The sequence below is a fragment of the Streptomyces sp. 8L genome, from assembly GCF_020176795.1.
GTDB lineage: Bacteria > Actinomycetota > Actinomycetes > Streptomycetales > Streptomycetaceae > Streptomyces.
Genome location: NZ_JAIUKE010000223.1, coordinates 1 through 19816, shown reverse-complemented (window position 1 = coordinate 19816; position 19816 = coordinate 1). Strand labels below are relative to the sequence as shown.

At 72.4% G+C, this 19816-nt stretch carries 16 protein-coding genes and 1 pseudogene; 4 read left to right on the top strand and 13 right to left on the bottom strand.

Annotation, left to right across the window (positions count from 1 at the left end; all coding sequences use genetic code 11):
• On the top strand, positions 1-361 hold a 361-nt coding region (locus tag LCE31_RS19500; RefSeq protein WP_441349417.1), incomplete at its 5' end, for an aromatic-ring hydroxylase C-terminal domain-containing protein.
• 178 nt (positions 362-539) lie between these two features.
• On the opposite strand, the pseudogene LCE31_RS41270 reads toward LCE31_RS19500, so the two are convergent.
• Positions 540-617: pseudogene (locus LCE31_RS41270) on the bottom strand (DNA-binding protein); the annotation flags it as partial.
• A gap of 666 nt (positions 618-1283) precedes the next feature.
• Positions 1284-2693, bottom strand: a complete 1410-nt coding sequence (glnA, locus tag LCE31_RS19490) for a type I glutamate--ammonia ligase (protein WP_225015862.1) — start codon at positions 2691-2693, stop codon at positions 1284-1286.
• 243 nt (positions 2694-2936) lie between these two features.
• Here glnA and LCE31_RS19485 point away from each other — a divergent pair, with 243 nt between their 5' ends.
• Entirely contained in the window at positions 2937-3404 is a 468-nt protein-coding gene (locus LCE31_RS19485) for an RDD family protein (protein ID WP_225015860.1), read from the top strand.
• Positions 3405-3857: 453 nt separating this feature from the next.
• On the opposite strand, the gene LCE31_RS19480 is transcribed toward LCE31_RS19485, so the two are convergent.
• From LCE31_RS19480 to lipB, 4 genes are all read right to left on the bottom strand, one after another.
• On the bottom strand, positions 3858-4556 hold the full coding sequence (locus tag LCE31_RS19480) for a DUF4191 domain-containing protein (protein ID WP_225015858.1): 699 nt from the start codon (positions 4554-4556) through the stop codon (positions 3858-3860).
• A gap of 10 nt (positions 4557-4566) precedes the next feature.
• Positions 4567-4782, bottom strand: a complete 216-nt coding sequence (locus LCE31_RS19475) for an SCO2195 family GlnR-regulated protein (RefSeq protein ID WP_225015856.1) — start codon at positions 4780-4782, stop codon at positions 4567-4569.
• A 301-nt stretch (positions 4783-5083) separates the two neighbouring features.
• A complete protein-coding gene (gene lipA / locus LCE31_RS19470) occupies positions 5084-6085 on the bottom strand; it encodes a lipoyl synthase (RefSeq protein WP_225015855.1) in 1002 nt (333 codons plus the stop codon).
• A 178-nt stretch (positions 6086-6263) separates the two neighbouring features.
• Positions 6264-7112: a lipoyl(octanoyl) transferase LipB gene (gene lipB / locus LCE31_RS19465; protein WP_225015854.1), complete on the bottom strand. Its 849-nt coding sequence runs from the start codon at positions 7110-7112 to the stop codon at positions 6264-6266.
• 323 nt (positions 7113-7435) lie between these two features.
• Between lipB and LCE31_RS19460 the strand changes: the two genes are divergently transcribed.
• Positions 7436-9025, top strand: coding sequence for a regulator (locus tag LCE31_RS19460; RefSeq protein WP_225015853.1), 1590 nt, complete (start codon positions 7436-7438; stop codon positions 9023-9025).
• Positions 9026-9111: 86 nt separating this feature from the next.
• Here the strand turns inward: LCE31_RS19460 and LCE31_RS19455 are convergent, their stop codons facing one another.
• The 3 genes from LCE31_RS19455 to LCE31_RS19445 all read right to left on the bottom strand — a co-directional run bounded on the left by LCE31_RS19455 (position 9112) and on the right by LCE31_RS19445 (position 12497).
• Positions 9112-10530: an NAD(P)/FAD-dependent oxidoreductase gene (locus LCE31_RS19455; RefSeq protein WP_225015866.1), complete on the bottom strand. Its 1419-nt coding sequence runs from the start codon at positions 10528-10530 to the stop codon at positions 9112-9114.
• 377 nt (positions 10531-10907) lie between these two features.
• On the bottom strand, positions 10908-11795 hold the full coding sequence (locus LCE31_RS19450; RefSeq protein WP_225015852.1) for a TIGR01777 family oxidoreductase: 888 nt from the start codon (positions 11793-11795) through the stop codon (positions 10908-10910).
• Between the two features lie 168 nt (positions 11796-11963).
• Positions 11964-12497 (bottom strand): DUF4240 domain-containing protein, encoded by a 534-nt coding sequence (locus LCE31_RS19445; RefSeq protein ID WP_225015864.1) that lies wholly within the window; start codon positions 12495-12497, stop codon positions 11964-11966.
• Between the two features lie 165 nt (positions 12498-12662).
• On the opposite strand from LCE31_RS19445, the gene LCE31_RS19440 reads away from it, so the two are divergent.
• Positions 12663-13604, top strand: a complete 942-nt coding sequence (locus tag LCE31_RS19440) for an SDR family oxidoreductase (protein WP_225015851.1) — start codon at positions 12663-12665, stop codon at positions 13602-13604.
• Between the two features lie 168 nt (positions 13605-13772).
• Here the strand turns inward: LCE31_RS19440 and LCE31_RS19435 are convergent, their stop codons facing one another.
• From LCE31_RS19435 to sucB, 4 genes are all read right to left on the bottom strand, one after another.
• A complete protein-coding gene (locus tag LCE31_RS19435; RefSeq protein WP_225015850.1) occupies positions 13773-14783 on the bottom strand; it encodes a helix-turn-helix transcriptional regulator in 1011 nt (336 codons plus the stop codon).
• A 180-nt stretch (positions 14784-14963) separates the two neighbouring features.
• Positions 14964-17633: a pyruvate dehydrogenase (acetyl-transferring), homodimeric type gene (aceE, locus tag LCE31_RS19430; RefSeq protein WP_225015848.1), complete on the bottom strand. Its 2670-nt coding sequence runs from the start codon at positions 17631-17633 to the stop codon at positions 14964-14966.
• A gap of 360 nt (positions 17634-17993) precedes the next feature.
• Positions 17994-18638: a GntR family transcriptional regulator gene (locus LCE31_RS19425; protein ID WP_225015846.1), complete on the bottom strand. Its 645-nt coding sequence runs from the start codon at positions 18636-18638 to the stop codon at positions 17994-17996.
• A gap of 200 nt (positions 18639-18838) precedes the next feature.
• A partial coding sequence (gene sucB, locus LCE31_RS19420) for a 2-oxoglutarate dehydrogenase, E2 component, dihydrolipoamide succinyltransferase (protein ID WP_225015844.1) occupies positions 18839-19816 on the bottom strand: 978 nt, incomplete at its 5' end.

Here is a 19816-nt window from a genome sequence, read left to right as displayed (position 1 = left end):
GGGCTCCCACCCCCTGACCGGCACCAGGGCCCCCGACCTCGCCCTGAGCGGCACTTCCCTCCTGCGTACCCTGCGCCAGAGCGCCTTCCTCCTGGTCGACTTCACACCCACCGGCCGCTTCACCGGCCTCGCGTCCCCCCGCGTCGACGTACGGACCGCCCCTCCTCGTCCCGGTACCTGGTCCGAGCTGGACGCGGCCCTGATCCGACCGGACGGCTACGTCGCGGTGGCCAGGCAGTCCGCCACCCAGGACGAGCTGAGGACCGACATCGCCCGGTGGACCGCACCGGCCCCGCCCTCGGCGCGCGAGGAGGAGCCCGGCCCCCAGCCGGCACACCCGTCACCGGCCGGCCCCGCATAGCCCCACACCTGCGACGCCCCGGCCCATGTGTCTTGACTGCATGCACGCCTACGGATGCACACGATCTTCCCGACCACTCGCTCCTGCAGCCCCCAACGCTTCCTTTCAGGCAAGTGCCGAGTATGCGCATGAGGTGCGTCGTCGGAATCCGGGACCGCCCTCCGACCCGCAGCACGGGGCAGGGGAAGACCCCTTCCCTGACCAGTCGGTAGGCTGTCCCGGGGTGGACGCCGAACGCGCGGGCAGCGGTCCGCACTCTACGGCGACCGGCAGGTCGAACACCTCACCGAAGCCCAGTGGTGTGTGCGTGGCCTGCCGCATCACCGACGCCTCCTTATGAGCCGCAACTTCAGCGTCCCGAGGCGCCGCCGCCTGGTCTGCCCGGTGCGCCGTACCACGAGGCGTCTCAACTCCCTGCTGCTCGGCATGGCACGCGGCGTCCTCGCCACCGGCCGCAGCGCCGGCACCGATGGGCGGCTGCCCTGGCCTGCGCACTCGCCCGGTCCAGTACCATCAGCTGCTTCGTGACCCACATCTGGTCGTTGGTATGGCGGACGGACTCGACCACCGACTCGGACACTCCACGCAACAGCGTGAAGGGCGAGCCGTCGGCCCGCCGCGGATACAGGTCGGACGCGACGGCCGGGAACGCGAGCAGTTCCTCGGAGCAGCCGCCCGGTGCTTCGCCAACGCCGCACGGGCTCCGCGGTACCGACCGAAGCCCGTAGTGAACGTCGACGGTGATCACTTCCGATTACGCAGTGTCGCCGGTGGTTTGGCCAAAAGAGCGCGACGTGCGTCCCGCTGCCACGAATATGGCGCAAACCGACAAGGGCCGCGACCCCGAGCGGGCCCCCCCCCTCGTCACGCCTGGCAGCTCGTCAGGAAGGGCCTCACAGATGGGCCCTGACCTGCGGCGATCTTAGATGTCGAAGTACAGCTCGAACTCGTGCGGGTGCGGGCGCTGCTGGATCGGGGCGATTTCCTTGGTGCGCTTGTAGTCGATCCACGTCTCGATGAGGTCCGACGTGAAGACGCCGCCCGCCTGGAGGTACTCGTTGTCCTCCTCCAGGGCGTCGAGGACCGCCGGGAGGGACGTCGGGACCTGGGGGACGCTCGCGTGCTCCTCGGGGGCGAGCTCGTAGAGGTCCTTGTCGATCGGCTCGGCCGGCTCGATCTTGTTCTTGATGCCGTCGAGGCCCGCGAGGAGGAGCGCCGAGAAGGCCAGGTACGGGTTGGACGAGGGGTCCGGGGCGCGGAACTCGACGCGCTTGGCCTTCGGGTTCGAGCCCGTGATCGGGATGCGCATGGCGGCGGAGCGGTTGCGCTGCGAGTACACCATGTTGACCGGGGCCTCGAAGCCGGGCACCAGGCGGTGGTACGAGTTCACCGTCGGGTTGGTGAAGGCGAGGAGCGACGGAGCGTGCCGCAGGATGCCGCCGATGTAGTAGCGCGCGGTGTCCGACAGGCCGGCGTAGCCCTGCTCGTCGTAGAACAGCGGCGAGCCGCCCAGCCACAGCGACTGGTGGACGTGCATGCCCGAGCCGTTGTCGCCGAAGATGGGCTTCGGCATGAACGTCGCCGTCTTGTTGTTGCGCCACGCGACGTTCTTGACGATGTACTTGAAGAGCATCAGGTCGTCGGCCGCGTGCAGCAGCGTGTTGAACTTGTAGTTGATCTCCGCCTGGCCCGCGGTGCCGACCTCGTGGTGCTGGCGCTCGACCTCAAGGCCGGCCGCCTCCAGCTCCAGCGAGATCTCGGCGCGCAGGTCCGCGAAGTGGTCCACCGGCGGGGCCGGGAAGTAGCCGCCCTTGTAGCGGACCTTGTAGCCGCGGTTGTCCTCGGTGGAGCCGGTGTTCCAGGCGCCCGCCTCCGAGTCGATGTGGTAGAAGCCCTCGTTCGACGTCGTGTTGAAGCGCACGCTGTCGAAGACGTAGAACTCCGCCTCGGGACCGAAGTACGCCGTGTCCGCGATGCCCGTGGACGCGAGGTACGTCTCGGCCTTCTTCGCGATGTTGCGCGGGTCGCGGCTGTACTGCTCGCCCGTGATCGGGTCGTGGATGAAGAAGTTGATGTTCAGCGTCTTGTCACGGCGGAACGGGTCGACACGCGAGGTCGCCAGGTCGGCGCGCAGCGCCATGTCCGACTCGTGGATCGCCTGGAAGCCGCGGATGGACGAACCGTCGAACGCCAGCTCCTCCGTCGGGTCGAACGACTTCGCCGGAACCGTGAAGTGCTGCATGACACCGGGCAGGTCGCAGAAGCGCACGTCGACGAACTTGACGTCCTCGTCCGAGATGAATTTCTTGGCCTCGTCGGCGTTCTGGAACATCCAGCTCCTCCTCCTCCCGCTCCGGGGAGGGGCGGGGGCTTGAAACTCGGCTGTGTGCGGGCGATCGGGCCGGGGTCCCTCGGCCCGTGCTCAAGGGCACATGGTGTCCGCGACCTTATGTTTCCGCCATTTCTCCAGCATGACCCGTTTGTTTCGTCCGCGTTAACCGGCACGCCGGAGACGGTGCCCCCTTGGTGGGGGGTGGCCGCTTTCGACCGGTCCCCGAGCGCGTACCGTGGTCGGGTGGACAACAGGGATGCAATCGGGTCCTGGCTCTCCGGCCCCCGCTCGGCGGCCGAGGACATGGGCGTCGACTTCGGGTACCGCGGAGAGCGGCTCGGCCTGCCGCAGGAGGGCTCCGGCTCGGTGGCCCGCTTCGGCCGGCGCCTGGGCGCCATCCTCGTCGACTGGGCGCTGTGCGTCATCATCGTGTACGGGCTGATCACACACAGCGGCGCGCACGCCGTCGAGAACTGGGCGCTCGTCGTCTTCTTCGTGCTCAGTGTGCTGACCGTCGGCACCGTCGGCTCGACGCCGGGCAAGCGCCTCTTCCGTCTCCGGGTCGTCTCGGAGGGCGGCGGGCACCTCGGCATCGTGCGCGTCCTGATCCGCAGCGTCCTGCTGTGCCTCGCGATCCCGGCCCTGATCTGGGACCGCGACGGCCGGGGCCTGCACGACCGCCTCGCGCGCGCCGTCCAGATCCGGATCTGAGAGGTTCGAGAGGTCGTCCGGGCCCGAGCTTCCGGACCTGAGTCTCCGGAGCCCCGGGCCTTCAGCTTCCGGATCGCAGGGGAGCGGGAAGCCTGGGCGTGCCGGACGGACGCCCGGGTCGAGCGGGTCGAGGCCGTGGCCGGGCCCGATGCGCCGGGCAGAGCCGGGCGGCGATGGCCGGAGACGCAAACGCGGAGAGCCGACCGGCCGACGGGTCGGAAACGCGGAGAAGGGGGGGGGGGGGGGGGGGGCGGCCCGCCGGCGCGCGGCGGGGGGGGGGGGGGCGCCCGCGGGGCGGGGGGGGGGGGGGCGGGCCCGCCCCCCCCCGCGCGCCCCCCCCCCCCCCGGCGGGCCCCCCCCCGGCGGGGGGGGGCGCGGGCCCCCCCCCCCCCCCCTTCTCGTGGTGTGTGTTCCCGCGGTCCCGTGCGCGGGTTCTCCCCGCGCGCGCCGCGCTCAGCGCATCTTGCCGCCGCGCGGCATCCGTACGTTCTTCGGCATCGGGCCCTTCGGCACCGGCATGTTGCTCATCAGGTCGCCCATCGCCCGGAGCCGGTCGTTGGTCGCCGTCACCGTCGGGCCGTCCACCACCCGGGGCAGCTTCAGCAGCTTGGCGCGCACCTTCTTCAGCGGTACCTGGCCCTCGCCGTCACCGACGATGATGTCCTGGACCGGCACGTCGACGACGACGCGCGCCATCTTCCGCTTCTCGGCGGCGAGCAGCGACTTCAGCCGGTTCGGGTTGCCCTCGGCCACCAGCACGATGCCCGCCTTGCTCACCGCCCGGTGCACGACGTCCTGGTTGCGGTTCATCGCCACGGCCGGTGTCGTGGTCCAGCCGCGGCCCACGTTCTCCAGGACGGCCGCGGCGGCCCCCGGCTGCCCCTCCATCTGACCGAAGGCGGCACGCTCGGCACGGCGGCCGAAGATGATCGCCATCGCCAGGAACGCCAGGATGAAGCCCAGGATGCCCAGGTAGAGCGGGTGGCCGATCACGAAACCGATGGCGAGGAAGACACCGAAGGTGACGATTCCTACGCCCGCGACAACAAGACCGACCTTGGAATCGACCCGTCGGGTCATCTTGTAGGTAAGAGCGATCTGCTTCAGTCGCCCCTGGTTCGCAGCAGAGTCTGCGTTGTCCTTCCTCGCCATGTACAGAAGTTTACGTGGCCCGGGAGGAACGGCCGGACACAGCCTCGATCACGGACTGGACCTCGGCCCGGTCCCGCGCGGCCCGGCGGTCCTCAAGCACGGCCGACCAGGCGTTACGCCGGGCCGTACGCTGACCGCCGCTCAGCAGCAGCGACTCCGCGGCGCGCAGCGCGAACCGCGCGGCGGCCAGCGGGCGGACACTCGGGTGGACCGGTGCGGCCTGCATGATGGCGATCTCCCTGGGAGAGGCGGAGCGACGGCGGCGCGGAACGGGACCGCGGACGGCGGGGACGCGAGGGGCGTACGCCGGGCGCGGAGAGCACGGGGTGCGCGCTGTGTGCATCCAGCGTCACTCACCGGTGTTACCAGTACGTGACCCGCCGGTCAAACCGCGGTGAAACCCGGACGGGCTGAGGAGCCGGCGTCCGCACACGCGGCTGCGGCCCGTCCGCGCCCCTCACCAGGGGGATGCGCACGGGCCGCGACGGATCAGCTGTCTACTCGCCGGTAGCCGCTTGTGCTCGGATTCACACCGCCGGCGGTACCGCGGCTGTCGCGCCCGTGGCCGCCCCGGCGCCCGCCAGGCCCGCGCCCCGGCGCTCCATCGCCTGCTGGAACAGGCGGCCCGCCCGGTAGGACGAGCGGACCAGGGGACCGGACATGACACCGGAGAAGCCGATCTGCTCGGCCTCCTCCTTGAGCTCGACGAACTCGTCGGGCTTGACCCAGCGTTCGACCGGGTGGTGGCGCACGGAGGGCCGCAGGTACTGGGTGATGGTGATCAACTCGCAGCCCGCGTCGTGCAGCTGGCGCAGGGCCTCGCTGACCTCGGCGCGCTCCTCGCCCATGCCCAGGATCAGATTGGACTTGGTGATCAGACCGGCCTCGCGGGCCCGGGTGATGACGCTCAGGGAGCGCTCGTAGCGGAATCCGGGCCGGATGCGCTTGAAGATCCGCGGAACGGTCTCGACGTTGTGGGCGAGGACCTCGGGGCGGGCGGAGAAGACCTCGGCGAGCTGCTCGGGCACCGCGTTGAAGTCGGGGATCAGCAGTTCGACCTTGGTCGCACCGGCGGCCCGCTCGGCGGTCATGGCGTGGATCTGGCGCACGGTCTCCGCGTACAGCCAGGCACCGCCGTCCTCCAGGTCGTCGCGCGCGACGCCGGTGATGGTGGCGTAGTTGAGGTCCATGGTGACCACGGACTCGCCCACACGGCGCGGCTCGTCGCGGTCGAGGGCCTCCGGCCTGCCGGTGTCGATCTGGCAGAAGTCGCACCGCCGGGTGCACTGGTCGCCGCCGATGAGGAACGTGGCCTCGCGGTCCTCCCAGCACTCGAAGATGTTGGGACAGCCCGCCTCCTGGCAGACCGTGTGCAGACCCTCGCTCTTGACGAGTTTCTGGAGCTGGTTGAACTCCGGGCCCATCTTGGCCCGGGTCTTGATCCACTCCGGCTTGCGCTCGATGGGGGTCTGACTGTTCCGGACCTCCAGACGCAGCATCTTGCGTCCGTCGGGTGCGACAGCGGACACGTCCGGCACCTCTTTCTGGCTGGCGCGGCATTCGATTCTTCGGCGAATACCAGGTTACGCCCGTGATTTGCGTGGTCTGGTGGTCCGTCCGTCCCACCGATGGCCGGCGGGAGGGACGCGTGGGGAAGAAGGCGGAAGGAAGGGCGGGGAGAAGCGGGAGAAAGGCGCGGGAGGGGCGTCAGGCGCTCGCGCGCTCCACCCCGGCCGGCTCGGCCGCCCGCGCCTGAGCGGGGGACGCGGTCACGGGAGCCGTGGCCGCCACGGCGTCCGCCTCCGCCAGCACCTCCCGCAGGTGCCGCTCCACCGCGGGCAGCACTTCCTCGACGGTGACGTCGCGGCCCAGCTCGTAGGCGAGCGATGTCACACCCGCGTCCCGGATGCCGCAGGGCACGATGCGGTCGAAGTACGTGTTGTCGGGGTTCACGTTCAGCGAGAAGCCGTGCATCGTGACGCCCTTGGCGACCCGGATGCCGATGGCCGCGAGCTTGCGGTCCTCCCGGCGCTGGCCCGCGTTGGACGGCGCGTACTCCGGGCCGTTGAGGCGCGGGTCGAACTCGTCGGTCCTCACCCGGGGGTCGAAGTCCAGGACGAGGCCCGTAGCCGCGGGGCGGTCCTCGACGGCGTCGCCCAGCACCCACACCCCGCTGCGGCCCTCGACGCGGGTCGTTTCGAGGCCGAACTCCGCGGCCGTGCGGATCAGGGCCTCTTCGAGGCGGCGCACGTGCGCGATCACGTCGACCGGGTTGGGCAGCTTCAGGATCGGGTACCCCACCAGCTGGCCGGGGCCGTGCCAGGTGATCTTGCCGCCGCGGTCGACGTCGACCACCGGAGTGCCGTCGAGCGGGCGCTCGTTCTCCTGCGTCCGGCGGCCGGCTGTGTAGACGGGCGGGTGTTCGAGCAGCAGACAGGTGTCCGGCACCTCGTCGGCGACGCGTGCGGCGTGCACGCGGCGCTGCTCCTCCCATGCCTCCAGGTATTCGACGGCGTCTGCGCCGAATCCCAGGCGGACGTACCGCAGCTCACCCACGGCAGAGCCTCCTTAGAGCTATCGGTGCACCGAGGCGTTCCGTGCCCTTCTGGCGCTCTCGCAACTGTACGGCCGCGGGCGGGCCCGCGGTCCGGGAGGTGGCGGACGAGACACCGCGACCGGCTGGTACCGGCGTTGCGCATGTGCCTTACGCAGTTTCGTGGTGCGCTTTCCAGCCTTGGCCCTGATCCTCACACGATCGGATGAACCCAGGGTGAAAGCCGCTGCGACGTTGGTTATTACCGCTAAATTCACGCCGATCGTGAGGGGCCGATGGTATGGGGCTGCCCCCGGGGCCCGGAAGGCAGGAGACCGTACAGCTGATGTCGGAACGACCTCCGCAGCGCAATCCCAATCGCAGGCTCGCCGCGCTCATCGCAGAGGCAGGCTTCTCCCACGCGGGCCTCGCCCGCAGGGTCGACCAGCTCGGCCTGGAACACGGACTCGACCTCCGCTACGACAAGACGTCGGTCACGCGCTGGCTGCGCGGCCAGCAGCCCAGGGGCACGACGCCCGCACTGATCGCCGAGGTCTTCACGCGCAGGCTGGGCCGGCGCCTGTCCACACAGGACCTCGGCCTCGACGCGTGCGCCCCGGTGTACGCGGGGCTGGAGTTCGCGGCCACGCCCGAGGAGGCCGTCGACATCGTCGGCGGCCTGTGGAAGAAGGACTCCGGCAGCCACGCGGAGCTCCGCAAGATCGCCTTCACGCCCGCGGGCCTCGTGGTGCCCAGCCGGGACTGGCTGATCGGCAGGCCGGACGAGCGGGTGGGGCATCCGATGCTCGCCGCGGGCGCGGGTCACGGCGGCCCCGCTGCCGCGGGTGCCGGCGCCGGTCCTCCCGCTGCCGCGGGTGTCCGGGCGGGCGCCGGGGCCGGCCCGGGCTCCCCGGCCGCTACGAGCACGGTCCGGGTGCCCGCGCAGCCGTCGGCCGCGCCGCTGGAGTCGGCGCTCGTGCCCCGCCCGCGCGGCGAGCGCGGGGCGCCGCCCGCCCAGGCCCAGAGCCTCGGCGTGCGGGTGACCGCGGGCGACATCGCGGCCCTGCGGTCGGTGGGCGAACTGTTCCGCAGCCTCGACCAGCGCTATGGCGGCGGACACGCGCGCCAGGCCCTCGTGCGCTACCTGGAGCACGAGGCGGAGCCGATGCTGCGCGGCGTGTACGGCGAGAGCGTCGGCAGGCGGCTGTTCGGCGCCGTCGCCGACCTGACGAGACTCGCCGGCTGGACGTCGTACGACATCGCCGCGCACGGCCTCGCACAGCGCTACTTCGTGCAGGCCCTGCGGCTGTCCCAGGCCGCCGGGGACCGGGTGTACGGCAGTTACGTCCTGGTCACCATGAGCCGTCAGGCCGTCTATCTCAGCCACGGGCGCGAGGCGGTGCAGCTCGCACGGGTCGCGCAGCAGGGCGTGGGCGTGACGGCGCCGCCGGTGGTGCAGGCGCTGCTCCAGGCCGCCGAGGCGCGCGGGCACGGCGTCCTCGGCGACGCGCGGGCGTGCACAGCGACGCTGCTGCGGGCGGAACGCGCCATGGAGTCGGCGCGGCCGGGGGACGACGTGCCGCACTGGGCGCGGTTCTTCGACGAGGCGCAGCTCGCGGACGAGTTCGGGCACTGCCACCGGGACCTCGGGCAGTACCGCGCCGCGGCCCAGCACGCGGAGCGCTCGCTGAGCCTGCGCCCGCCTGAGCTGGCCAGGAGCAGGCTGTTCTGCACGGTGGTGCTCGCGACGGCGCGCCTCGGGCTCGGCGAGCTCGACCAGGCGTGCGCGCTCGGCGCGGAGGCCGCCCAGGCGGCGGCCGAGATGAGGTCGGCGCGGGCGGTGGAGTACGTACGGGACTTCGAGCGCCGCTTGGAGCCGTACCGGGACGCGGCCGCGGTCCGGACATACCGGGACAGGGTGACGGCGCTGCGGTAGCGGGGCGCCGCCGCCGCGTGCGTCCGGCGTGGTTGGACCCCCGCCCTCCAGGCGTCGGCACTGGAGGGCGGGGCGTGCGGTGGGCGTCAGGCCGCCGTCTCCGAGGCCGCGGGAGCGGCCGGCTGCGCCGACGCCGTCCTGGCCGCGGGGGCGGGTGCGGCCGATGCCGGTTCCCCGTGGTGCTCCGGCCGCGTGCGGCGCACCGGACGCGTGCGGCCCGCGCCCAGGTCGCGCAGGACCGCGCGGGCGGCCCTGAGGCCCGAGAACAGGGCGCCCTGGACCGTATTCGTGTCGCGGTGGTCGCCGCACACGTACAGGCCGCCCAGGAGCCGTACGGCCCGGCGTACGTCGTGGGGCGGGCGCATCGTCACCACGGCCTCGGGCGAGTGGTGCACCGCGAGCAACTCCCAGGCGCGGGTCTCTGCGCCGTACATCGCCGCCAGGTGCCGGCGCACCTCCGCGTCCGGCGGCGGCGGTCCCAGCACCGTCGAGGACACGAGGGTCCGGCCGCGCGGGGCGCGCGTCGGGTCCACCGCGCTCATCACCGCGGTGTGCGAGACGGGGCCGCCGCGGTCCGCGTCCAGCAGCAGCGCCGCTCCGGACGGCGGCGGTTCGGGTGCGGCGTGGTGCACGACGGTCACCTGCTGGAAGTCCGGCACGCGCAGACCCGGCAGCAGCTCGGCGGCCGCCCGCGCGCCGGTCGCGACGACCAGCGCCCGGCAGGCGATCTCCCCGTGCTCCTTCGTCGAGACACGGTTGATCGAGGCGTCCGTCACCCGCACGCCGGTGTGCACCGCGCACCCCGGCGGCAGGGTCGCCGCCAGGATCTCCGGCAGGGCCGCGGCCCCGCCCTCCGGCACGCAGAGCCGGCCCCGTGCGAAGCCGCGCAGCGCCAGGTCCGCGCAGCGGCTCGAGGACGTCAGCCCGGGGTCGTACAGCAGCGCCGACAGGAGGAGCCGGGCGAGCGGCGAGGTGTACGCCTCACGCGCCGTACGTTCCGGCCGGGCCAGCAGCCGGTCGGTCGGGGCCGCCGCGAGACGGCCGAGCGCCGTGCCCAGCCGTGCCTGGTCCAGGGCCATCGCACGGGGCGGCAGCTGCGGCAAGGACGCCGGGGCCGGCAGGGGAGACAGCGACGGCCAGGGGGCGCTCGCGAGGGCGCGTACGGCAGTGAGTGCGCCCCGTGCGCTCCGAGCGCTTCCCGTGCTCCGCGCCACTCCGGCTCTGTGGCGCCTGCCGCCGCTGTGCACGGCGAAACCCGGCGCGAACAGGCGCAGCGGGACCGCCGAGATGCCCGGCGTACGCCGTAGCTCGGGGTACGCCGTACTGAGCAGCTGTCCCACCCGGTCGAGCAGGTACCCGTCCACCGCCTCGGTCGCCATGCGCCCGCCCACGTGCGCGGCGGCTTCGAGCACGGTGACGCTCAGCCCCTCGGCCGCCAGGTGGTGCGCGGCGGCGAGGCCGGCGGCACCCGCCCCGATGACGACGACGTCCGTCCGTGAGCCGATGGTGCCGGTGCCGGTGCCGGTGCCGATGCTGGCGGTCGTGGCGGTGTTGACGCTGACGCGCGGTGCGCTTTCGAGCACGTGCCCCTCCCCGAGGTCGGCACGGCCGGCCGGGCTTCGGAGGTCTTCCGACAGCCCCTGGAATCGGCCGAGTTCGGGGTGAGAGTACGGGCGGTGGCACCCGTTCCGTACGCGCACGGAGCCGGGGCACCGGAGCATGGGCGGCGCGCGCGTGCCCGGTCCGCGCGCCCAGGCCTGCACCACCGCGCGGGACCGCGCCGGTCCCCGAGCCCCCGCGCCAGGATGCCGCCGCACGCGCGGCTCATGCCGCGTGCCACCCGGCGTGCCAAGCGGCTCACGCGGGTGGCACGCCGGACTGGTCATGCCGCCGCCGCGATGGCCTCCTCGACCGTCGGGAAGGCGAAGGCGAATCCCGACTCCAGCAGCCGCCTGGGCAGCACCCGCTGGCTGCCCAGCACGTCGCCCGACATCTCCCCGAGCGCCAGCCTGAGCGCCGCGGCCGGCACCGGGAAGGGCGCCGGACGGTGCAGCACCCGCCCCATCGCGGCGGTCACCTCGCGGTTCGTCACCGGCTCGGGGGCCGTCAGATTGACCGGCCCCTCCAGCGCCTCCGTGTCGATGAGATGGCGCAGCGCGGCCACATGATCGTGCAGCGCGATGAAGCTCCAGTACTGCCGTCCGTCGCCAAGCCGCCCGCCGAGCCCCGCACGGAACAGCGGGAACAGCCGCCCCCACGCGCCGCCCTGCCGTGCCACCACCAGGCCCGTACGCGGGAACACCGTACGGATACCGGCCTCCTGTGCCGCCGCCGCGGCGGCCTCCCACTCCACGCACAGCGTCGGCAGGAAGCCGTAGCCGGGCGGCGCGTCCTCGTCCACGGCGCGGTCGCCCGTCTCGCCGTAGTAGCCGATGGCCGAGCCGGACACGAGGACGCGCGGGGGCTCCTCCAGCGAGGCGACCGCCTCCGCGAGGGCGGCCGTGCCGAGCAGGCGGCTGTCCCGGATCTCCCTCTTGTACGCGTCCGTCCAGCGGTGATCGCCGACGCCCGCCCCCGCGAGGTGCACGACGGCCTCGCAGCCGCGCAGGCCGCCCGCGTCGACGCGCTGGAGCTTCGGGTCCCACCGCACCTCGTCGGCCCCGCGCGGTGCGTGCCGCACCAGGCGCACCACCTCGTGCCCGTCCGCGCGCAGAGAGCGAACGAGTGCCGTACCGATGAGCCCGGTGGAACCGGTGACCGCGATTCTCATACGGCCATCCTGCCCCCGCGCCGGGCGCACGGCACGGTTGCACCGTTCCCGGTTCGGCGCGCGCCCGGGGCGTCGTGCCCCGGTTCCGGCGTGCGCCCGGTACGCCGCGCCCGGGTTCTGGCATACGCCCGGCGTGTCGTGCAGCGCCGGGCCCGGCCCGGCCGCGCGTCAGCCGCTGTAGGAGTCGGCGCCGAACCGTTCCCACAGCCGGGGGAACCGCACCTGGAGCACGTCGGGATCGTCGATGTCGAAGGCCGTGCCCTCCGGCTCGCGGGGCTGCGCCGGGATGCCGAGGTCCGGTGCCGCCGAACCGGTGAGCTGCTCGTACGCCTCGTCGGCCGCGTACCCGAGCTCCTCGCCGTCGCCGTCCGTCTCGTCGTCGAAGTTCTCCACGAGGTCGGCCAGGTCGTCGGGGTCCTGCAACGCCCCCTCGAACAGCTCGCGGCCCTGCCCGATGAGCCAGCAGCGGAAGAAGTCGAACGCGTCGTCGCTCGCCCCGTCCAGCAGGATCGACGCCGCACCCCACAGATCCCACCGGTACGCGCGGTTGTAGCGCGACTCGAAGTGCCGGGCGAAGTCGAGCACGGCGTCGGGGTCGAGCTGCGCCAGGCGCTCGACCAGCAGGTCCGCGTGTTCCTCGGGGTCACCGCCCGCGGCTTCGCGCGTGCCGTCGACGATCTCCCAGAAGTCCGTCTCGTCCATCACGGGACCAGCATCGTGCCTCGGGCACGACGATGCACGCGGGCACCGCCCGGACGCGTGTCGTTCGTACTCCGTACCCGCCCGGGGCGTGAGGAAGACGCGTGAAGACGCGGTCCGAGCGAATACCCGCCGGAAGATGTCCGGTTTCCCTGCGAGGCTCCCCGCATGGAAACGGCGAAGGACACATGGAGCGCCGCTCCCCTCACGGGCCGGATCGCGCTGGTGGCGGGGGCGACCCGGGGCGCGGGTCGGCAGATGGCCGTGCAGCTGGGCGTGCTCGGCGCCACGGTCTACGTGACGGGGCGGACGACCCGCGACCGGGCCAGCGAAGTGGGGCGCGCGACGGAGACGATCGAGGAGACGGCCGAACTCGTCACGGCCGCGGGCGGCGAGGGCATCGCCCTGCCCGCGGACCACCTGGACCCCGGCCAGGTCGGCGCGGTCGTGGACCGCGTCCCCCGCGACCACGGGAGACTGGACGTCCTGGTGGACGACATCTGGGGCGGGGAGCACCTGATCGAGTTCGGCAGGAAGGCCTGGGAACTGGACCTCGACAAGGGCCTGCGCATGCTGGACCTGGGCGTCCGGGCCCATCTGATCACCCTGCGCCGCGCGCTGCCGCTGCTCGTACGGCATGAGGGCGGCCTGGTCGTGGAGGTGACCGACGGTACGGCGGAATCGGACGAGACGTACCGGGGGAACCTGTTCTACGACCTCGTGAAGCACGCCCCGATCCGCCTGGTGAAGGGCCTCGCCGAGGAACTGGACGGGGCCGGCTGCACGGCGGTCGCGCTCACGCCCGGCTTCCTGCGCTCCGAGTGGATGCTCGAACACTTCGGTGTACGGGAGGACAACTGGCGCGACGCGATCGCGCGGGAACCCGCCTTCGCGATCGCGGAGAGCCCGGTCTTCGTCGGCCGGGCACTGGCGGCCCTGGCCGCGGACGAGGACCGGCACCGCTGGAACGGCCGCTCGCTGTCGAGCGGGCAGCTGGCGAAGGTCTACCACTTCACCGACACCGACGGCAGCGCGCCGGACGCCTGGCCCTACATCAGGGCGTTGTCGGCGAAGGACGGCCAGGAGGTGGACGCGTCGGACTACCGCTGAGGGGGTCAGGACGGTCGGGTGTACGAGGCTTCCGCGCGTACGGCCAGGCCAGCGCGTACGGCCGGCAGGACGGGAGGCCAGCCGGTGCGGCCGGTACAGCCGGTACAACGCGTCCAGCCAGGTGTACGGAGCTCTGACGCGGCTCTCTGACGGAGCTCTGACGCGGCTCTACCCGTACAGCTCCGCGAGGCCCCGTGCCGCCTGCGTGAAGCGGGCCCGCAGCGGGGGCGGCGCGAGGACCTCCGCCTCCGGGCCGAGGGCGAGCAGCTGGCCGTACGCCACGTCCTCGGCCTCCATCGCGAGCCGCGCGGTGACCCTGCCCTCGTCGTCCGGCGCCGGTGCCGCCGCGAGGGCCTCCGCCGCCGCCGCGCTGTCCGTCACGTGGGGCAGCCGGAGCGCGCCCTGCCGCGTGAGCCGCACCGTCACCTCGTACCGCAGCAGGGAGCGGGCGAACTCGGCGGAATGGCGTTCCCAGAAGGCTCCCAGCTCGAAGGAATCATCCCTGCGGAAACGTTCCTCCAGGAGCTCGGCGGAGACGAAGCGGTCGACGCGGTACACGCGGTGCGTCAGGTTGGCGCCGGCGGCCCCGGCCGCCTCCGACGCGGCCACCGCCGCGCACAGGTACCAGACCCCGGCCTTCAGCACGAGCCCGTACGGCGCCAGTTCCCGCGGCGTCCCGCAGGGCGGCTCGTCCTCCGGGCGGCGGTACACCGCCGACACCAGCCGGTCGCCCCACACCGCCTCCGCGAACAGCGGCAGCAGCTCCGGCGTCTGCGGCTCCCGGTACCAGCCCGGCGCGTCCAGATGGAACCTGCGTGCCACCGAGTCCGGTGTGTCCCGCAGCGAGGGCGCCAGCGCCGCGGAGACCTTCAGCCGGGCGGCGCTCGCCGCGTCCGCGAGCCCCATCTCCCGCAGCGCGCCCGGCAGTCCGGACAGGAACAGCGCCTCGGCCTCCCCCTGGGCGAGGCCCGTGAGGCCCGTACGGTAGCCGCCGACGAGGCGGTATCCGCCGCTCCTGCCGCGGTCCGCGTAGACCGGCACGCCGGCCTCGGACAGTGCCTGGGCGTCGCGGGTGATGGTCCGCTCCGAGACCTGGAGCTCCTTGGCCAGTTGGGCCGCGGTCATCAAGGGTCTGGACTGGAGCAGGAGCACCATCTTGATCAGGCGGGCAGCGCGCATCCCACCATCATGCCGGGCGCCGGGCCCTCCACGTGCGGGAATCCCTGTCGAGGAACTGTGCACAGTCCGTGCACGGCGCCCCGACAGGGATTCCCGTGATGCTTCCCGGCTCGCTCAGGCCGGCGTCACCGCCGGGGCGGCCGCCGCCAGGGCCGCCACTGTCGGCGGCGCCGCGCGGCGTCAGAGGCCGTAGCGCTCCCGCGCCTCGGCCACCCGCTGCGGCTTGACCTCACCGCGCCGTGCGAGCTGCGCGAGCGCCGCCACCACGACCGACTGCGGGTCGACACCGAAGTGCCTGCGGGCCGCGTCACGCGTGTCGGAGAGGCCGAAGCCGTCCGTGCCGAGCGACGACCAGTCCTGCTCCACCCACTGGCTGATCTGGTCCGGCACCTGCCGCATCCAGTCGCTGACCGCGAGCACCGGACCCTGCGCGCCGGCCAGGGCGCGCTTCACGTACGGCACGCGCTCCTCGCCGCGCAGGAGCGCCGCGTCGGCCTCCAGCGCGTCGCGGCGCAGCTCCGTCCAGGACGGTGCCGACCAGACGTCCGCCGAGACGCCCCACTCGTCGGCGAGCGTCTTCTGCGCGTCGAGCGCCCAGTGGATCGCCGTACCGGACGCCAGCAGCTGGATCTTCGGCGCCTCGGACGACCGCAGGTCCGCCTCCCGGAACCGGTACAGGCCCTTGAGGATGGACTCCTCGTCGACGCCCGCGGGCATCGCGGGCTGCACCTTCGGCTCGTTGTAGACGGTCATGTAGTAGAAGACGTCCTCGGCCTGCGGGCCGTACATGCGCCGCAGACCCTCCTTCACGATGACCGCGACCTCGTACGCGAACGCCGGGTCGTACGACAGCGCCGCCGGGTTGGTGGAGGCGATCAGGTGCGAGTGGCCGTCCGCGTGCTGGAGGCCCTCACCCGTCATCGTCGTCTTGCCCGCGGTCGCGCCGATGACGAACCCGCGGCCCAGCTGGTCGGCGAGCGCCCAGAACTGGTCGCCCGTGCGCTGCCAGCCGAACATCGAGTAGAAGATGTAGAACGGGATCATCGGCTCGCCGTGCGTCGCGTACGACGTGGCGGCGGCGGTGAAGTCCGCGAGCGAACCGGCCTCGGTGATCCCCTCGTTGAGGATCTGGCCGTTCTTCGCCTCCTTGTAGTACAGGAGCTGGTCGCGGTCGACCGGGTCGTACGTCTGGCCCTTGGGCGAGTACAGGCCCGCCGACGGGAACAGCGACTCCATGCCGAAGGTGCGGGCCTCGTCGGGCACGACGGGGACCCAGCGCCTGCCGGTCTCCTTCTCCCGCATCAGGTCCTTGACCAGCCGGACGAACGCCATCGTGGTGGCGATCTCCTGGGTGCCCGAGCCCTTCTTCAGGGCGTCGAACGGCTTCTCGGCCGGGGCGGGCAGCGGCTTCGCGACCACCTTGCGGGCCGGGGCGAGGCCCCCGAGGGCGGCGCGGCGCTCGCGCAGGTACTGGACCTCGGGCGCGTTCTCGCCGGGGTGCCAGTAGGGCACGAGGTCACCGGTCAGCGCGCTGTCCGGAATCGGCAGCTCCAGCAGGTCGCGCATGGTGCGGAACTCGGCGCCCGTCAGCTTCTTCATCTGGTGGTTCGCGTTGCGGGACTCGAAGCCGGAGCCCAGCGTGTGGCCCTTGATCGTCTGGGCCAGGATGACCGTCGGGCCGCCCTTGTGCTCCAGCGCGGCCTTGTACGCGGCGTACACCTTGCGGGGCTCGTGGCCGCCGCGGGAGTTCTGGAACAGTTCGAGCAGCTTCGCGTCGCTCAGGCCCTGCGCTATGCGGCGCAGCGACTCGTCCGCGAAGAAGTGCTCGCGGATGTAGGCGGCGTCGCGGGTCGCGTACGTCTGGAACTGCGCGTCCGGAGTCTCACCGAGGCGGCGTACGAGGGTGCCGTCGACGTCCTGTGCGAGGACGGAGTCCCATGCCTGGCCCCAGAGGGTCTTGATGACGTTCCAGCCGGCGCCGCGGAACTGGGCCTCCAGCTCGCGCACGATCTTGAAGTTCGGGCGGACCGGGCCGTCGAGGCGCTGAAGGTTGCAGTTGATGACGAACGTCAGGTTGTCCAGGCCCTCCCGCGCGGCGAGCGCGAGGGACGCCGTCGACTCCGGCTCGTCCATCTCGCCGTCGCCGAGGAACGCCCAGACGTGCGAGGCCGAGGTGTCCTTGATGCCGCGGTTCTCCAGGTAGCGGTTGAAGCGCGCCTGGTAGATCGCGGAGATCGGGCCGAGGCCCATGGACACGGTCGGGAACTCCCACAGCCAGGGCAGCCTGCGCGGGTGCGGGTACGAGGGCAGGCCCTGGCCGCCCGCCTCCTGGCGGAAGTGGTCGAGCTGCTCGGCGGTGAGCCGGCCGTCGAGGAAGGCGCGGGCGTAGATGCCGGGGGAGGCGTGGCCCTGGAGGTAGAGCTGGTCGCCGCTGCCGTCGCCGTCCTTGCCGCGGAAGAAGTGCTCGAAGCCGGTCTCGTACAGCCACGCCACCGAGGCGTACGTGGCGATGTGCCCGCCGAGCCCGAGTTTGGAGCCGCGGGTGACCATGGCCGCCGCGTTCCACCGGTTCCAGGCGGTGATCCTGGCCTCCATCGCCTCGTCGCCGGGGAACTCCGGCTCCGCCGCGGTGGGGATGGTGTTGACGTAGTCGCTCTCCAGGAGCTTCGGCAGCGACACCCCGGCCGTGCCGGCGTGTTCGAGGGTCCTGCGCAGCAGGTATGCCGCGCGATGAGGGCCCGCATGCTCGGTGACGGCGTCGATGGAGGCCGCCCATTCGGCGGTTTCCTCGGCGTCACGGTCCGGGAGCTGGTCGAGCTCGCTCGGAAGCTTGCCTACGGGGTCGGGCATGGTCGCCGCCTTCCAAACACAGCAAACACAGGAGGGGGTGGTTCTGGGGCCTTGTCTGGCAGGACAGGGCGGTGGGCTGTGTGCAGTCCACCGTCGACTGTAAATCGCTGATCGATGATCGATCAAAGGGGGAAGGGGAGAAAGTTGCACGATCTGATGAAATTGGCATTCCGTGCCAGGCCCCAAGGCACGCGGTGACGCTTCACAGAAGCCCTTTCCACGGACCAATCAGGCATTCCCGGCCCGGGTCGGCCTGGCTCGGCCTCGGGGCCCGAGGCGGGGCCGGGGGACCTCGCTGGGATACCGGGCGGCCTCACCGGACGCCGGGACCTCGCGGAGGACGCCGGCGCTCCCGCCCCCTCACCCGCGCCGCGGGGCTCCGTCGGGCCGGGGAGCGCATCCCAGGACGTGCACCTTGACCAGTGCCCCGATCGCCGGGTCGCGCCGCCTGAACGCCTCCACCAGCTCCTGGTGCTCCTCGGCGTACGACTGCTGCACGGTGCCGAGCCAGCGGATCGACAGCGAGGTGAACACCTCGATACCCAGGCCCTCCCACGTGTGCAGCAGCACACTGTTGCCCGCGGCCCGCACCAGCTCCCGGTGGAAGCCCACCGTGTGCAGCACCTGGCCCGTGCCGTCGTCGGCCCGGTCGGCCTCGTACAGCCCCGCCACATGCGGCTCAAGGGCGGAGCAGTCGTCGGCGAGCCGCTCGGCCGCCAGCTCCGCGGCGATCTGCTCGAGGCCCGCCCTGACCGGGTAGCTCTCCTCCAGGTCGGCCGCCGAGAGGCTGCGGACGCGTACGCCCTTGTTCGGCGCGGACTCGATCAGCCGCAGGCTCTCCAGCTCGCGCAGCGCCTCCCGCACAGGCGTCTGGCTGACCTGCAACTCGGTCGCGATGCGCCGCTCGACGATCCGCTCGCCCGGCTGCCACCGGCCGCTGACGATCCCCTCCACGATGTGCTCGCGGATCTGCTCGCGCAGCGAGTGGACGACGGGCGGGGTCATGGACAGCTCCTCCTGGCGAGCCGGCCACCCCTGTGTGCCGGGTCGTGGCGGCCGGCGCTTTCTGACGATGGCGACGACGATACGGCGAAGCCCCCGCCAGGACGGAGAGTCCCGGCAGGGGCATCGTTGCCGTACTGCTTGTTACGTGGCCCGCGTGTCACGGGCCGGGTGGACGGCCCGGGCGAACGGGACGGCCGGGCTCACAGGCCCAGGTCGACCTCGAACTCGCCGGCCTCCAGGATCGCCTTGACCGTCGTCAGGTAGCGGGCCGCGTCGGCGCCGTCCACCAGCCGGTGGTCGTAGGAGAGCACCACGTACGTCATGTCGCGGATCGCGATGGTCTCGCCGAGGTCCGGGTGGTTGACCACCATGGGACGCTTGACGGTCGCACCGATGCCGAGGATGCCGACCTGGTTCGGCGGAACGATGATCGTGTCGAACAGCGCGCCGCGCGAACCGGTGTTGGAGATGGTGAAGGTCGCGCCGGCCAGGTCGTCCGGGGTGATCTTCGACGCGCGCACGGCACCCGCGAGCTCCGCGGTCTTCTTGGCGATACCGGCGATGTTGAGGTCGCCCGCACCCTTGATGACCGGGGTCATCAGACCCTTCTCGGAGTCCACCGCGATACCGATGTTCTCGGTGTCGAAGTAGGTGACCGTGCCGTCGTCCTCGTTGATCCGGGCGTTGACGACCGGGTGGGCCTTCAGCGCCTGGGCGGCCGCCTTGACGAAGAACGGCATCGGGGACAGCTTCACGCCCTCACGGGCGGCGAAGGAGTCCTTCGCCTGTGCGCGCAGGCGCATCAGCCGGGTGACGTCCACCTCGACCACGGTGGTCAGCTGGGCCTGGCCGTGCAGCGCCTTCATCATGTTGTCGCCGATGACCTTGCGCATGCGGGTCATCTTGACGGTCTGACCGCGCAGCGGGGACGCCTCCAGCTTCGGCGCCTTCGCGGCGGCCGGAGCGGCGGGGGCCGCGGCCGGCACCGGGGTCGCGGCGGCCTTGGCGGCCTCCGCGGCGGCGACGACGTCCTGCTTGCGGATACGGCCGCCGACGCCGGAGCCCTTGACCGAGGACAGGTCCACGCCGCTCTCGGCGGCGAGCTTGCGCACCAGCGGGGTGACGTACGCGCCGTCGTCCGACGCGCCGTTCGCCGAGGCCGCGGGGGCCGCCAAGGC

Coding starts and splice junctions, on each gene's coding strand:
- glnA (WP_225015862.1), bottom strand. CDS start 2,693: ATGTTCCAGAACGCCGACGAGGCCAAGAAATTCATCTCGGACGAGGAC.
- LCE31_RS19480 (WP_225015858.1), bottom strand. CDS start 4,556: ATGGCGAGGAAGGACAACGCAGACTCTGCTGCGAACCAGGGGCGACTG.
- LCE31_RS19475 (WP_225015856.1), bottom strand. CDS start 4,782: ATGCAGGCCGCACCGGTCCACCCGAGTGTCCGCCCGCTGGCCGCCGCG.
- LCE31_RS19460 (WP_225015853.1), top strand. CDS start 7,436: ATGTCGGAACGACCTCCGCAGCGCAATCCCAATCGCAGGCTCGCCGCG.
- LCE31_RS19450 (WP_225015852.1), bottom strand. CDS start 11,795: ATGAGAATCGCGGTCACCGGTTCCACCGGGCTCATCGGTACGGCACTC.
- LCE31_RS19445 (WP_225015864.1), bottom strand. CDS start 12,497: ATGGACGAGACGGACTTCTGGGAGATCGTCGACGGCACGCGCGAAGCC.
- LCE31_RS19440 (WP_225015851.1), top strand. CDS start 12,663: ATGGAAACGGCGAAGGACACATGGAGCGCCGCTCCCCTCACGGGCCGG.
- LCE31_RS19435 (WP_225015850.1), bottom strand. CDS start 14,783: ATGCGCGCTGCCCGCCTGATCAAGATGGTGCTCCTGCTCCAGTCCAGA.
- aceE (WP_225015848.1), bottom strand. CDS start 17,633: ATGCCCGACCCCGTAGGCAAGCTTCCGAGCGAGCTCGACCAGCTCCCG.
- LCE31_RS19425 (WP_225015846.1), bottom strand. CDS start 18,638: ATGACCCCGCCCGTCGTCCACTCGCTGCGCGAGCAGATCCGCGAGCAC.